Origin of the sequence: Streptomyces rubiginosohelvolus, from assembly GCF_014649875.1 — a bacterium.
Taxonomy (GTDB): Bacteria; Actinomycetota; Actinomycetes; order Streptomycetales; family Streptomycetaceae; genus Streptomyces; species Streptomyces rubiginosohelvolus.
The window spans coordinates 129,310-142,816 of the sequence record NZ_BMTW01000016.1; the positions used below are offsets into that span (position 1 = coordinate 129,310).

Below are 13,507 nucleotides of genomic sequence, written 5' to 3' on the forward strand. Positions count from 1 at the left end.
GAGATCGACAATCGCTGATCCGAGTCGGCACCCTACCCGGCGGTACGCCGGGCGGTCAGCCTCCGGCGGCGCCACAACACGAGGGGCACCGCTCCGGCTACACCCAGTGCCGCCGGAGCCATCGCGGCGGCCGCGTTCAGACCGGGCTGGTCGAAGGTGTCGGGGACCGGAAGGGTCGCCCAGCGGCTGAGCGGCCAGGCGACGACGATCGCGCGGCCGACGACCTCTTCGTTGGAGACCGTGCCCTGCCCCGGGAGCTCCTGGTGGTAGCGCGAGTCCAGGGAGTTCTGCCGGTGGTCGCCCATGACGAAGATCCGGCCCTCGGGCACCTTGATCGGGCCGAAGGGCTTGTCGTTGCACGGGGTGTTCCCCGGGAAGATGAACGACTTCTCGTCGAGGCTCTTCCCGTTGACCGTGACCGGGCCGTTCTCCTTGCACTCCACGGTGTCGCCGCCGACCGCGATGACCCGCTTGATCAGGTCCTTCTCCTCGGAGGACGGCATCAGGCCGATGAAGCTCAGGAACTTCTGCACCGCGTTGGGCTCCGGGGTCACGGTGTCCTCGAGCCAGCCGCCCGGGTCGTGGAACACCACGACCTCGCCGCGCTCCGGCTCCGAGCCGAACCACGGGGTCAGCTTGTCGACCAGCACCCGGTCGCCCCGCTGCAGGGTGTTCTGCATGGAGTCCGAGGGGATCGAGAACGCCTGGACCAGGAACGTCTTGATCAGCAGCGCCAGGATCAGGGCGATACCGACGAGCAGCGGCAGCTCCACCCAGAAGGACCGCTGCTTCTTGCCCTTCGGGGGCGTGCCGCCGCCCGTGGCGTCGCCCTCACCCTCCGGCGGGACCGCCGCCCCGCCCGCGGGAGACTCGTCGCGCTCCGGCCGGTCCTCGGGTTCGTCGTGTCCGGATCGTGCGCCGACCGCCAAATCCCCCACATCCACTCCTCAATACGTGCCACTGCCCGCGCCCCATCAGACGCAGGCCCACCACTCCCATAACGAGCGGGAGTTCCGCAGGGGTCGGGAGCCGGACCATTCCATCGCGATCCGGAGGTGCCACACTATTCGACCGGGCCGGAACCGCCGCCTCCGATGCTCGCGAGTCCGGGACCGCGCGGAAGGCGTCGCGCTCCTCCAGGGTGCTCCAGTGGCCGAACGGCCAGGCGATCACGACGGCCCGTCCCACGACCTCCTCCTCGGCGACCGTGCCCCGGCCGGGTTCGTCGAGGTGGAAGCGGGAGTCGGCGGAGTCGGACCGGTGGTCCCCCATCACGAAGAGCCGCCCCTCGGGGACCTTCACCTCGAACGAGATGGTCGAGGGCCGGTCGTCGGGGTGCAGGTACGTCTCGGCCAGCGGTACGCCGTTGACGGTGACCCGGCCGTCCTCGCCGCAGCACTTCACGGTGTCGCCGCCGACCGCGATGACCCGCTTGATCAGGTCCTGCTCGTCGTCGGACGGCAGCAGCCCGATGAAGGTCAGCAGCTCGGTGGCCTGCTTGACGCCGATCGGCGGGTCCTTCTTCTCCCCGGGGTTCTCCTGCTGGAGCCAGCCGCCGGGGTCCTTGAAGACCACGACGTCGCCGCGCTGCGGCTTCGATCCGAACCACGGGGTCAGCTTGTCCACGAGCACCCGGTCGCCGATCCGGATGGTCTGTTCCATCGACCCGGACGGGATGACGAACGCCTGGACCAGGAACGTCTTCAGCACGAGCGCGATCAGCAGCGCCACGACGACGAGGACGGGTATCTCCTTCACCGCGGACCTGCGGCGCTTGCGCCGGACCTTCTTGGCGAGCTTGCGGCGCTCCGCCCGGGTGGGCAGCGAGCGGGGCGCGGTCGGCCTGGTCCCGGTCGGCAGGGACGCGCGGGGGTCGGATGCGCCGCGCGGGCGTCCGCGGTTACCCATGCGCCGCGCCAGGCGCCCGTACGTCACCGAAGGCGCCGGTCCCGGTCAGCGAGCCGACCCGGGCGGGCGGCCAGCCCAGCCAGTCCACCCGGCCGGTCACCCGCTCGACGGGGACCATCCCGCCGCCGGGCGATCCGAGGTGGTCCCGGGAGTCGCTGGAGCGGCTGCGGTGGTCGCCCATCATCCACAGGGTGCCGGCGGACACCACGATGTCGAAGGGCACCCGGGAAGCGGTGTCACCGGGGTACAGATACGGCTCGTCCACCACGGTGCCGTTGACCGCGAGCCTCCCCTGCTTGTCGCAGCAGACGACGCGGTCCCCGCCCACGCCCACCACCCGCTTCACGAAGTCGGTGTCGGCGGGCTCCGCGAGCCCCAGGGAGGCCGCCGCCCCGCGCACCAGCCCGGCCAGGGGGTTCGCGTCGAGGTCCTCCCGTACGAACGATCCTGTGCCGTCGAAGACCACCACGTCGCCGCGCTCGGGCTCGGCGCCGAAACGGTACGCCAGCTTGTTCACGAGCACCCGGTCGCCGACCTGCAGCGTGGGTTCCATCGAGCGGCTGGGGATCAGGAAGGGCTGGACCACGTAGGAGCTGAACAGCAGCAGGGCGACGGTGGCCAGGACCGCCCCGGCGAGCACCCGCCGCCAGGACAGTACGGAGGCGAGGCGGGCCCGCGTACGCGAAAAGCGCGACCTCTCCCCGGACCCCGCGTCGGGTTCCGAGGAGCGGTCGCGCTCCGAGTGCTGTGCTTGCGTGTCCATCGCGGCCGAAGCTTATCCGGCCAGGCTGTGGACGGGTCACCCGCAGGGGGATGACCGGGCGACAGCTCAGTTGTCGCGCTTCTCCTTGATCTTCGCGGCCTTGCCGCGCAGCTCACGGAGGAAGTACAGCTTGGCGCGACGGACGTCACCGCGGGTGACGAGCTCGATCTTCTCGAAGATCGGGCTGTGCACCGGGAAGGTGCGCTCGACGCCGACCGAGAACGAGACCTTGCGGACCGTGAAGGTCTCGCTGACGCCCGCGCCCTGGCGGCGGATGACAACACCCTTGAACTGCTGGATACGGGAGCGGTTGCCCTCGATCACGCGCACGTGGACGTTGACGGTGTCACCGGGGCGGAACGCCGGGACGTCCGAACGGAGGGTGGCGGCATTGACGCCATCGAGCAGGGAAGCCATGGTTTCTGCTTTCTTCGCCGATGCCACAGGTCATCGACGGGAATGTTGTTGAAGAGTTCGGAGTGCTGATCGCGTCGGGCGGGCGTCTTTCCCCCTGTGGCAGGGGCGCACGCCGGACGAACAGCAGCGGCCTATTCTTCCACGGCGGTGGGCCTGCGCCAAAATCGGCCGCCGGGCTCCGGTGCGAAGCCGAGGATGGAGAGGATCTCGCGGTCCTTCTTGTCGAAGGCGCTCGCCTCACACCGCTCGATCAGATCGGGGCGGTTGAGGGCGGTACGGGCGAAGGCCTGGTCGCGCCGCCAGCGCGCGATCTTCCCGTGGTGGCCGCTGAGCAGGACGTCCGGGATCGACCGGCCGCGCCACTCGGGCGGCTTGGTGTAGACGGGGCCCTCCAGCAGGTTGGCCATCGCGCCCGGGGCGAAGGAGTCGTCCCGGTGGGATTCGGCGTTGCCGAGGACACCGGGCAGCAGCCGGGCCACCGCCTCCGTGATCACCAGGACGGCCGCTTCCCCGCCGGCCAGCACGTAATCCCCGATGGAGACCTCGACGACCCGCAGCCGGGTGGCGTACTCGTCGATCACGCGGCGGTCGATGCCCTCGTAGCGGGCCGGGGTGAAGAGCAGCCAGGGCTCGGCGGAGAGTTCGACGGCCAGTTCCTGGGTGAACGGCCGGCCGCTGGGCGTGGGCACGACGAGGACCGGGGAGTGCGCCCCGGCCTCGTAGCCGTCGGCCAGGGACTCGTCCAGGGCGTCGCCCCAGGGCTCGGTCTTCATGACCATGCCGGGTCCGCCGCCGTAGGGGGTGTCGTCGACCGTGTTGTGCCGGTCGTACGTCCACTCCCGCAGGTCGTGGACGTGGACGTCCAGCACGCCGCGGGCGCGGGCCTTGCCGACGAGGGAGACGTTCAGCGGTTCCAGGTACTCGGGGAAGATCGTGACGACGTCGAGCCGCATCAGGCGTCGCCCTTCGGCGCCTCGGCCGCGTCACCGGAGGCCGCGTCACCGGAGGCCGCATCGCCGGAGGCCGCATCGCCGGTCTCCTCGTCGCGGGAGGAGGCGATCACGGCCTCGCTCTCGTCGATCAGACCAGGCGGCGGGGTGATGACCGCACGCTGTTCCTCCAGGTCGATCTCGGTGACGATCTCCTCGACGAAGGGGATCATCACCTCGCTGCCGTCGGGACGCTCCACGATGAACAGGTCCTGCGAGGGCAGGTGGGAGATCTCGGTGATCCGGCCGATCTCGGTGCCGTCGGCGAGCACCACGTCGAGGTCGATCAGCTGGTGGTCGTAGAACTCGTCCTCCTCCTCGGGCAGTTCGTCCGGGTCCACCTCGGCGATCAGGAGGGTGTTGCGCAGGGCCTCGGCGGCGGTGCGGTCGCGTACGCCCTCGAAGCGCAGCAGGAGCCGGCCGCTGTGGACCCGGCCCGCCTCGATCGTCAGCGGGCCCGTCGCCGCCGGTTCGGTGGCCAGGACGGCGCCGGGGCCGAGCCGCAGCTCCGGCTCGTCCGTTCGTACCTCGACGGTGACCTCGCCCTTGATGCCGTGGGCGCGGCCGATCCGCGCGACTACCAACTGCACGCTGTTCTCCGATTGATGGGGTGCGGACGGGGAGGAGGAACCGTCCGGGTGGCCGACGACAAAGGCCGGGGACGGCCCGAAGGCCCTCCCCGGCCCTGGCCGGTGTTCAACTCGCTGATCAGCGAACCTGGTCCACATCGACGAGGTCGACACGGATACCGCGGCCGCCGATGGCACCCACGACCGTCCGCAGGGCGCGAGCGGTGCGGCCGTTACGGCCGATCACCTTGCCGAGGTCGTCGGGGTGGACCCGGACCTCCAGCACGCGCCCGCGGCGCAGGGTGCGCTCGGCAACCTGCACGTCGTCGGGGTTGTCGACGATGCCCTTCACGAGGTGCTCGAGAGCCTCCTCGAGCATGCTCAGGCCTCGGTCGACTCGGTGGACTCGGCAGCGTCAGCCGCCTCGTCCGCCTTCTTGTCGGACTTCTTGGCCTTGGGGGTGATGGCCTCACCCTTGGCCTCGTCGCCGTCCGCGGACAGCGCCTCGAACAGCGCGCGCTTGTCAGCCTTGGGCTCCGGCTGCAGCAGCGGCGCGGGGGCCGGGAGACCCTTGTGGGCCTGCCAGTCACCGGTGAGCTTCAGGATCGCGAGAACCGGCTCGGTCGGCTGGGCGCCGACGGACAGCCAGTACTGCGCACGCTCCGAGTTGACCTCGATGCGCGAGGGGTTCTGCACCGGGTGGTACAGGCCGATCTCCTCGATGGCCCGGCCGTCACGGCGGGTACGGGAGTCGGCGACGACGATGCGGTAGTGAGGCGAACGGATCTTGCCCAGACGCTTCAGCTTGATCTTGACTGCCACGGAAGTGGTGTCTCCTGGTCTCTGACGTGGTTGGGCACAACGAAGATGCCACGTGGGGTTGCGGTACTCGGAGTGCCCGATGGACGCGTCAGCCGGAGGAGAGAGGGGTCCTGTGCGACTGTCGAGTACAGCTAGCCATTGTGCCACACCACATCGGCTCACCCCACCGCGACCGCCGCTTCCGGGATCCGGAACGGCTTGCCGCAGCCGCCGCAGACGATCGGCGCCTGCGCCAGGACCGACGGGACGACGCGGACGTTGCGTCCGCAGTCGCAGACGGCCTTGACCCGCACGCCGCCTCCGGACGAACCGTGCCGGGCGGCAGGTCCGCGGAAGGAGCGCTTGGTGTCGGCGGCGGTGGCGACGGTGTGCGCCTTGAGGGCGCGCTGCAGCCGTTCGGTGGTCGGACGGTACCGGCGCTTGGCTTCCGGATTCAGCGTGACCAGGGAGAATCCGCTGCTGGGGTGGGGTTCCTCGGCGTGATCGAGGCCCAGCTCCTCGGCGATCGCGAGGAAGCGTCGGTTGTGGTAGCGGCCGGCGCGGGAGGTGTCTCGGACTCCTCTCGCGGCGGCGATGCCGTGGACTGCCTCATGGAGCAGTCGCTCGAAGGAGAGCTCGGCGCCACAGGCGGACGAGGACTCTCCGATCAGGGACTCGGGCGCGGCAAGATCGGGCAGCTCGGGGTGGTACCGCTGAATGTCGGCCCACGCCTGTGCCAGCTCTGCGGCAAGTACAGGTGGTGTCGTGCTCACGTCGTGACAACGAGCCCGAGTGCCCCGGTGTTCCTATTCCGGGGCATCCCAAATAATTTGCACGTACCAGTCAGTTGCCCTTGATGCGTCCGGACGAGGGCGGGTACGCAGAACTGCGGAGAAGACGCACAGCTCGCACCAAGGTGGTGCACAGCGTGCGGTACCCCCGGCGGCCGCCGATGTGAGGGCCGCGGGCGGCCCGCGGCCCTGACGAATCCGCCGGGAAGACTACCCTCCCCTCCGCTCGACGTGCCCGGCGCGGGGTGTCGGGTAAGACTGGTCGGAGAGCAGACGTGGGACGGGGCGCACGACCGGGGCACGCAAGCACTGCTCCACAACCCCTGGACGGAACGGCGGATGCGCAGTTCTCTGGCTACGGGGGTGCGGAACACTCGCACGCGGGGGACGTCCACTCGGGCACGACCGACCTCTTGGCGGATTGGGGCACTTTCCATGACACCAACGCTCGTCCGGAACCAGCTGGGCGCGGACGCCTCCGCGCCGGCGGACGCCGGTACCCGCGCACGCGACTGGGCCGAGATCCAGGAACGCATGCTCGCGCCGCTCTACGAGGCGGTGTACGACCGGATGGAAGTCGGGGCCGCCACCCGGATGCTGTCCCTCGGCTGCGGTTCGGGCCTCGCGATGCTCGTCGCGGCGGCCCGGGGGGCGCACGTCACGGGTGTGGACTCCGACCGGGAGCGCCTGGCGCTGGCCCGGGCGCGGCTGCTGCCCGACGCGGGCTGGGACGACGCGCCCGCGCACTCCCCGCACCCGGCCCGCCGTCGGGCCCGGCTGCTGCAGGACGGGGATCCCGCGCCCGTCGGCGCGGACGGCTCTCCGTACAACCTGATCACGGTCTTCGAGCCGATCGGCTGCGCGGCCGGGGACTCCGAGGGGCTGGTGCCGGCGCTGCGCTCCGCGGTGCCGCTCGCGGTCCGGGGCGCGACGGTGGTGCTGACCGGCTGGGGTCCGCCCGAGCGCTGCGCCACGGCCGCGGTGCTCCAGGTGGCCGCCCGCCTCGCGGACACCGCTCGTCCGCCGCGTACGGAGCCGGGCAGGTGGCGGCCGACGCTCCGGGACGATCTGGAGGACGTGGCGGCGCGGGCCGGGCTGAAGCCGGACGGTTCGGGCCGGGTGTCCTGCCCGTTCGGTTACGCGGACGTGGGCAGCGCGGTGCGCGGGCTGCTGTCCACCGGGCTCTTCGACGCCGCCGTACGGGCCACGGACCGCTCCCAGGTGGAGAAGGAGGTCGCGGAGGCCCTCCATCCGTACCGGCGGGAGGACGGCACGGTGTGGATGCCGAACGTCTTCCGCTATCTGGTCTGCGTCACCTGAGCGCCGCACGCGTAAGGGGCGCCCTCTCTCGAGGGCGCCCCTTACCTGTGTCGTGCTCGCTTACATGAACTTCTTGAACTCGTCCGGCAGCTCGAAGTTCTTGTCGTCCTGGGCGGGCAGACCGAACGCGCCGCCCTGGGCCGCGGCCTGCTCGCGGCGCTCCGCGGCGGCTGCCTCCTCGGCCTTGCGCTTCATGGGGTTGCCGCTCTTGCGCTTGCCCTTGGCCTGCTTGACCTGCTTCTTCTGGCGGCCGGGACCGCCGCCCATGCCGGGCATCCCCGGCATCCCGGGCATGCCGCCGCCCTGGGCCATCTTCGACATCATCTTGCGGGCCTCGAAGAAGCGCTCCACCAGGCTCTTGACCGCGGAGACCTCGACGCCCGAACCCTTGGCGATACGGGCCCGGCGCGAACCGTTGATGATCGTCGGCTCGGACCGCTCCTTGGGCGTCATCGACTTGATGATCGCGGCGGTGCGGTCGATGTCGCGCTCGTCGATGTTGTTGATCTGGTCCTTGATCTGCCCCATGCCGGGCAGCATCCCGAGCAGCTTGGAGATGGAGCCCATCTTGCGGACCTGCTCCATCTGGGCCAGGAAGTCGTCGAGGGTGAAGTCCTTCCCACCCTTGCTCGACTGGAGCTTCGAGGCCATTTTGGCGGCCTCTTCCTGGCTGAACGTCTTCTCCGCCTGCTCGATCAGGGTGAGCAGGTCACCCATGTCGAGGATGCGGGAGGCCATCCGGTCCGGGTGGAACGCGTCGAAGTCCTCCAGCTTCTCGCCGTTCGACGCGAACATGATCTGCTTGCCCGTGACATGGGCGATCGACAGGGCCGCGCCACCGCGGGCGTCGCCGTCGAGCTTGGAGAGGACCACGCCGTCGAAGCCGACGCCGTCGCGAAAGGCCTCGGCGGTGTTGACCGCGTCCTGACCGATCATCGCGTCGACGACGAAGAGGATCTCGTCGGGGCTGACGGCGTCGCGGATGTCCGCGGCCTGCCGCATCAGCTCCTGGTCGATACCGAGGCGTCCCGCGGTGTCGACGATGACGATGTCGTGGACCTTGGCCTTGGCGAACTCGATGGAGTCCTTGGCGACCTGGACCGGGTCGCCGACGCCGTTGCCCGGCTCGGGGGCGTACACCGCGACGCCGGCGCGCTCGGCGACGACGCTCAGCTGGTTGACGGCGTTGGGGCGCTGGAGGTCACAGGCGACGAGCAGCGGGGAGTGGCCCTGGCCCTTGAGCCAGAGGCCGAGCTTTCCGGCCAGTGTCGTCTTACCGGCACCCTGGAGACCGGCGAGCATGATCACGGTGGGCGCGGTCTTGGCGAACCGGAGCCGCCGGGTCTCGCCGCCGAGGATGGCGACGAGCTCCTCGTTGACGATCTTGACGACCTGCTGGGCGGGGTTCAGCGCCTGGGAGACCTCGACGCCGCGCGCCCGCTCCTTGACGTTGGCGATGAAGGCCCGGACCACGGGCAGGGCGACGTCGGCTTCCAGCAGGGCGATACGGATCTCGCGTGCCGTGGCGTCGATGTCGGCCTCGGACAAGCGGCCCTTGCCCCTGAGGTTCTTGAAAGTCGCGCTAAGGCGGTCGGAGAGAGTATCGAACACGGCGCTCGTCGGTCCTCAGGGTCGGGGGCGGGGCAGGTCAATCGCCCTCCAGGGTATCCGTCCCCCGGAGAACACCAAGCCCTCGCCCGGATCCGGTGCCGGGCGAGGGCTGGACAAATGCGTCGTACGTGTCAGCCGAGGGCCTTCTCGACCTCCCGGGCGACCTCGGAGGCCCGGGCCGGGGAGAGGGGTTCGCCGTCGGTCCCGGTGACGTAGAAGGCGTCCACGGCGTTGGCGCCGAGCGTCGAGACATGGGCGCTCCGCACCCGTACGGCGCTCCCTTCCAGGGCGTTTCCGATGCGGTGGAGCAGGCCCGGGGCGTCCTGGGAGCGGACCTCGATGACGGTGGCGCGGCGGGAGCCCGCGGCGGCCACGGTGACCCGGGGCGGCGGGGCCTTGACGCCTCGCCTGCGCGGATAGGCCGCTTCCCGTTCCGCGAGGCGGGCCCGGATGTCCAGGGAGCCTTCCAGGGCGCGTACGAGGTCGGCGCGGAGGCGGACGGCCTGCGGGAGCGATCCGTACTCGGCGGCGACCCGCCAGCTGAGCAGCAGCAGGTCCGCCTTCTCCCCCACCTCGTTGGGCAGCTCCACCGCGCGCAGGTCGGCTGCGCGCACGGTGAGGCGGTGCAGGGCGAGGACTCCGGCTGCGGCGGGCAGGACGCCGGGCCGGTCGGGCAGGGCGATGAGGAGTTCGACGCCGACGGGTTCCACTTCGCCGTCCCCGGCGGGCTCCTCGGGCTGGGTGTGCAGGGCGAGGACGGGTTCGCCGGTGCGCAGGGCCTCGATGGCGAGGCGTTCGTGTTCGGCGCTGGGGGCCTCGTCGTCGGGATCGTCGGGGAACTCCCCGGCGAGCACGGCTCCGACCCGCTTGACCAGGTCGGCGACGAGGGAGGCGCGCCAGGCGGACCAGGCGGCGGGGCCCGTGGCGAGCGCGTCGGCCTCGGTGAGGGCGTGCAGCAGCTCCAGGGTGGAGGCGCTGGAGACGGCCCCGGCGACGGCCTGCACGGTGGCGGGGTCGTCGAGGTCGCGCCGGGTGGCGGTGTCGACGAGCAGCAGGTGGTGGCGTACGAGGGTGGCGATGACGCCCACGTCGTGCTTGTCGAAGCCGATCCGGGTGGCCATGTCCCGGGCGATGACCTCACCGGCCACCGAGTGGTCGCCGGGCCAGCCCTTGCCGATGTCGTGCAGGAGGGCGGCGACCAGCAGGAGGTCGGGGCGGTGGACGCGGCGGGTGAGGGAGGCGGCGCGGACGGCGGTCTCCACGAGGTGCCGGTCGACGGTCCAGGTGTGGACGGGGTTGCGCTGGGGGCGGCAGTGGACGCGTTCCCAGTCGGGCAGCAGCCGGGTGATGATCCCTTCCGCTTCGAGCGCCTCCCAGACGCCGACGGTGGCCTCCCCGGCGCCGAGCAGGGTGACCAGTTCCTCGCGGGCCTCGGGGGGCCACGGGACCGGCAGCGGCCGGGCGGTGGCCGCCAGGTGGCGTACGAGGTGGCGGGAGAGCGGGAGTCCGGCCTCGGCAGCGGCAGCGGCGGCGCGCAGGGTGAGGACCGGGTCGCGTTCGGGGCGGGCGGCGCGGGCGAGGACCACTTCGCCGTCCGCGTCCACCACGCCGTCGGCGAGCGGGGTGCGCTCGGGGGTGGGTTTGGTGCCGAGGCCGCCGCTGAGCAGGGCGCGGAGCTTGGGGCGGGCGGAGCGGGCGCGCAGGACCCGGTTGACCTCGCGCCAGGTGACGTCGGTGGCGTACGAGACCGTCCGCGCGGCCTCGTAGACCTGGCGCAGCAGGGTGTCGGCGTCGAGGAGGCCGAGGGCGGCGGCGACCTGGTCCTGTTCCTGGAGGGCGAGGCGGTCGGTGGCGCGCCCGGTGGTGAGGTGGAGGGCGTCGCGGGCGTCGAGGAGGGTGCGGCGGGCCCGGTCGAGCCCTTCGCGCGGTGCGTCGGCGACCCAGGAGGCGGCGACCGCGCGCAGGGCGGTGGCGTCGCGGAGGCCGCCGCGGGCCTCCTTGAGGTCGGGTTCCAGGAGGAACTGGAGCTCGCCGGCCCGCTCCGCGCGTTCCTGGCAGAGCTCGTGGAGGGCGGGGAGCCGTTTGGGGGCCTGGTTGCGCCAGTCGGCGAGGATCGCGGTGCGCAGGCCGGCGGCGAGGCCGAGGTCTCCGGCGACCGGCCGGGCGTCCAGCAGGCCGAGCTGGACCTTGAGGTCCTCGCTCGCCGTCTTCCGGGCTTCGCCGGGGGTGCGTACGGAGTGGTCGAGGGCCAGGCCCAGGTCCCAGACCGGGTACCAGATGGCGTCGGCGAGGGCGGCGACGGCGGCCGGGTCGGCGTTGCCGTCGTGCAGGAGGAGCAGGTCGAGGTCGCTGCGCGGGGAGAGCTCGCCGCGGCCGTAGCCGCCGACGGCGACGAGGGCGGCGCCCCGCACCCCGGCCCGTTCGGCGGCGGCGGTGAACAGGCCGGTGAGCCAGTCGTCGGTGAGGCGGGCGAGGGCCGCACGGCGCGGCGGCCCGGACCGCGCCTCCTGCTGGAGGAGGCGCAGCCGGGCCGCCGCGTAGCCGCTGGGTCCCGAGCCTTCGGTTTCGGTGGTCACTTCGGTACTCGTCACCCAGCTGCCTTCCGTTCGTGGGCCGTCGGTCAGAGGGCGTCCGGGCCGCGTTCGCCGGTCCGTACCCGGACGGCGGTGTCGACCGGAACGCTCCAGACCTTGCCGTCTCCGATCTTGCCGGTCCGGGCGGCCTTGACGACGACCTCGATGAGCTGTTCGGCGTCCTCGTCCTCGACGAGGACCTCGATGCGGATCTTGGGGACCAGGTCGACGGTGTACTCGGCGCCCCGGTAGACCTCGGTGTGGCCGCGCTGCCGCCCGTAACCGCTGGCCTCGGTGACGGTGAGCCCCTGGACGCCGAAGGCCTGGAGGGCCTCCTTGATCTCGTCCAGCCGGTGGGGCTTCACGACCGCGGTGATGAGCTTCATGCGTCCACCTTCTTTGCCTTCGGTGCTGCCGTCGTGTCGGGGGCGGGGGCGGTGGTGCGGGAGACCGAGCCGCCGCCGGTGCCGCTGAAGTCGTACGCCGTCTCGGCGTGCTCGACCTGGTCGATGCCGGAGATCTCGTCGTCCTCGGAGACCCGCATCCCGATCGTCTTGTGGATCGCCAGGGCGATGACGGCGGAGACGACGAGAGAGTACGCGAGGACCGCGACGACGCCGACGACCTGCTTGCCGAGCTGGTCCACACCGCCGCCGTAGAAGAGCCCGGCCGCGTCGGACTGGACGCCTCCGGTGGCGAAGAAGCCGACCAGGATGGAGCCGATGATGCCGCCGACGAGGTGGACGCCGACGACGTCCAGGGAGTCGTCGTAGCCGAACTTGTACTTCAGGCCGACCGCCATGGCGCACAGGACACCGGCGATGGCGCCGATCGCGATGGCACCGAGCGGGCTGACGGAGCCGCCCGCCGGGGTGATGGCGACGAGGCCGGCGACCGCGCCGGAGGCGGCGCCGAGGGTGGTGAAGGAGCCGTGGCGCAGCTTCTCGTAGACGAGCCAGCCGAGGACGGCCGCGGCCGTGGCGACCTGGGTGTTCAGGAACATGACCGCGCCGACGCCGTCGTCGTTGCCGAGCCAGGATCCGGCGTTGAAGCCGAACCAGCCGAACCACAGGAGGGCCGCGCCGAGCATGACGAGCGGCAGGCTGTGCGGCCGCATCGGGTCCTTCTTGAAGCCGATGCGCTTGCCGATGACCAGGATGACGCCGAGGGCGGCGGCACCGGCGTTGATGTGGACGGCCGTACCACCGGCGAAGTCGATGACGCCCATCTCGAAGAGCCAGCCGCCGGAGCCCCAGACCCAGTGGGCGACGGGGAAGTAGACGATGGTGACCCAGAGGACGATGAAGAGCGCCCACGCGGTGAACTTCACGCGGTCGGCGAGCGCACCGCTGATCAGGGCCGGGGTGAGGACGGCGAACATCAGCTGGAAGGCGGCGAAGACGTACACCGGGATGGTGTAGCCGTCCCAGAGTTCGGTGACGCCGATCCCGCTGAGGCCGACGTAATCGGAGCTCCAGCCGATGACCGAGCCGACGTCGGAGCCGAAGGTCAGGCTGAATCCGTAGAGCACCCACAGGACCGTGACGATCCCGAGGCTGATGAAGCTCATCATCAGCATGTTGAGGGTGCTCTTGACGCGGACCATGCCTCCGTAGAAGAAGGCCAGGCCGGGGGTCATGAGCATCACCAGGGCCGAGCAGATGAGCATGAACCCGGTGTTGGCGGCAGACAGCTCAGGGGCGTCTGCGGCAAGCGTCGTGATGCCTGGGGGCATCGGCGTCTCCTCGTCGTCGGTGCGGCCGCG

Annotated in this window: 14 protein-coding genes; 1 reads left to right on the forward strand and 13 read right to left on the reverse strand. The window is 71.2% G+C overall.

Annotation, left to right across the window (positions count from 1 at the left end):
• Positions 1-32: 32 nt before the first annotated feature.
• From lepB (IE134_RS28215) to IE134_RS28255, 9 genes are all read right to left on the reverse strand, one after another.
• Positions 33-929 carry a signal peptidase I gene (gene lepB, locus IE134_RS28215; RefSeq protein WP_098017234.1) on the reverse strand — a complete coding sequence of 299 codons (897 nt, stop codon included), beginning with the start codon at positions 927-929 and terminating at the stop codon, positions 33-35.
• A complete protein-coding gene (gene lepB / locus IE134_RS28220; protein ID WP_089117975.1) occupies positions 832-1,908 on the reverse strand; it encodes a signal peptidase I in 1,077 nt (358 codons plus the stop codon). Before lepB (IE134_RS28220) ends, lepB (IE134_RS28215) begins: the two co-directional genes overlap by 98 nt.
• Entirely contained in the window at positions 1,901-2,671 is a 771-nt protein-coding gene (gene lepB, locus IE134_RS28225) for a signal peptidase I (protein ID WP_089116711.1), read from the reverse strand. The genes lepB (IE134_RS28220) and lepB (IE134_RS28225) overlap by 8 nt, the downstream gene beginning before the upstream one ends.
• Positions 2,672-2,737: 66 nt before the next feature.
• On the reverse strand, positions 2,738-3,088 hold the full coding sequence (rplS, locus tag IE134_RS28230) for a 50S ribosomal protein L19 (RefSeq protein WP_010061961.1): 351 nt from the start codon (positions 3,086-3,088) through the stop codon (positions 2,738-2,740).
• 131 nt (positions 3,089-3,219) lie between these two features.
• Positions 3,220-4,041 carry a tRNA (guanosine(37)-N1)-methyltransferase TrmD gene (gene trmD, locus IE134_RS28235; protein WP_030715620.1) on the reverse strand — a complete coding sequence of 274 codons (822 nt, stop codon included), beginning with the start codon at positions 4,039-4,041 and terminating at the stop codon, positions 3,220-3,222.
• The gene (gene rimM, locus IE134_RS28240; protein ID WP_189432106.1) at positions 4,041-4,667 is read right to left on the reverse strand and encodes a ribosome maturation factor RimM; all 627 of its coding nucleotides are present in this window, start codon (positions 4,665-4,667) and stop codon (positions 4,041-4,043) included. The genes trmD and rimM overlap by 1 nt, the downstream gene beginning before the upstream one ends.
• A 118-nt stretch (positions 4,668-4,785) precedes the next feature.
• Complete coding sequence (locus tag IE134_RS28245; protein ID WP_003965959.1) at positions 4,786-5,025, reverse strand: RNA-binding protein; 240 nt, start codon at positions 5,023-5,025, stop codon at positions 4,786-4,788.
• A gap of 2 nt (positions 5,026-5,027) precedes the next feature.
• The gene (gene rpsP, locus IE134_RS28250) at positions 5,028-5,468 is read right to left on the reverse strand and encodes a 30S ribosomal protein S16 (RefSeq protein WP_006127898.1); all 441 of its coding nucleotides are present in this window, start codon (positions 5,466-5,468) and stop codon (positions 5,028-5,030) included.
• A gap of 158 nt (positions 5,469-5,626) precedes the next feature.
• Entirely contained in the window at positions 5,627-6,220 is a 594-nt protein-coding gene (locus IE134_RS28255; protein WP_003965961.1) for a hypothetical protein, read from the reverse strand.
• A 453-nt stretch (positions 6,221-6,673) separates the two neighbouring features.
• Here IE134_RS28255 and IE134_RS28260 point away from each other — a divergent pair, with 453 nt between their 5' ends.
• A complete protein-coding gene (locus IE134_RS28260; RefSeq protein ID WP_030715615.1) occupies positions 6,674-7,558 on the forward strand; it encodes a methyltransferase domain-containing protein in 885 nt (294 codons plus the stop codon).
• 60 nt (positions 7,559-7,618) lie between these two features.
• Here IE134_RS28260 and ffh read toward each other — a convergent pair whose 3' ends face one another.
• The 4 genes from ffh to IE134_RS28280 all read right to left on the reverse strand — a co-directional run bounded on the left by ffh (position 7,619) and on the right by IE134_RS28280 (position 13,477).
• Positions 7,619-9,169, reverse strand: coding sequence for a signal recognition particle protein (gene ffh, locus IE134_RS28265; RefSeq protein WP_030715613.1), 1,551 nt, complete (start codon positions 9,167-9,169; stop codon positions 7,619-7,621).
• A 131-nt stretch (positions 9,170-9,300) separates the two neighbouring features.
• The gene (locus IE134_RS28270; protein ID WP_030715611.1) at positions 9,301-11,760 is read right to left on the reverse strand and encodes a [protein-PII] uridylyltransferase; all 2,460 of its coding nucleotides are present in this window, start codon (positions 11,758-11,760) and stop codon (positions 9,301-9,303) included.
• Positions 11,761-11,789: 29 nt separating this feature from the next.
• Positions 11,790-12,128, reverse strand: coding sequence for a P-II family nitrogen regulator (locus IE134_RS28275; protein WP_006127894.1), 339 nt, complete (start codon positions 12,126-12,128; stop codon positions 11,790-11,792).
• On the reverse strand, positions 12,125-13,477 hold the full coding sequence (locus IE134_RS28280) for an ammonium transporter (RefSeq protein ID WP_098017232.1): 1,353 nt from the start codon (positions 13,475-13,477) through the stop codon (positions 12,125-12,127). Before IE134_RS28280 ends, IE134_RS28275 begins: the two co-directional genes overlap by 4 nt.
• Between the last annotated feature and the right edge of the window lie 30 nt (positions 13,478-13,507).

Bases quoted from the DNA above. Each gene is read 5' to 3' on its own strand.
- lepB (WP_089117975.1), bottom strand. From the start codon at position 1,908: ATGGGTAACCGCGGACGCCCGCGCGGCGCATCCGACCCCCGCGCGTCC.
- lepB (WP_089116711.1), bottom strand. From the start codon at position 2,671: ATGGACACGCAAGCACAGCACTCGGAGCGCGACCGCTCCTCGGAACCC.
- rplS (WP_010061961.1), bottom strand. From the start codon at position 3,088: ATGGCTTCCCTGCTCGATGGCGTCAATGCCGCCACCCTCCGTTCGGAC.
- trmD (WP_030715620.1), bottom strand. From the start codon at position 4,041: ATGCGGCTCGACGTCGTCACGATCTTCCCCGAGTACCTGGAACCGCTG.
- IE134_RS28245 (WP_003965959.1), bottom strand. From the start codon at position 5,025: ATGCTCGAGGAGGCTCTCGAGCACCTCGTGAAGGGCATCGTCGACAAC.
- IE134_RS28260 (WP_030715615.1), top strand. From the start codon at position 6,674: ATGACACCAACGCTCGTCCGGAACCAGCTGGGCGCGGACGCCTCCGCG.
- IE134_RS28275 (WP_006127894.1), bottom strand. From the start codon at position 12,128: ATGAAGCTCATCACCGCGGTCGTGAAGCCCCACCGGCTGGACGAGATC.
- IE134_RS28280 (WP_098017232.1), bottom strand. From the start codon at position 13,477: ATGCCCCCAGGCATCACGACGCTTGCCGCAGACGCCCCTGAGCTGTCT.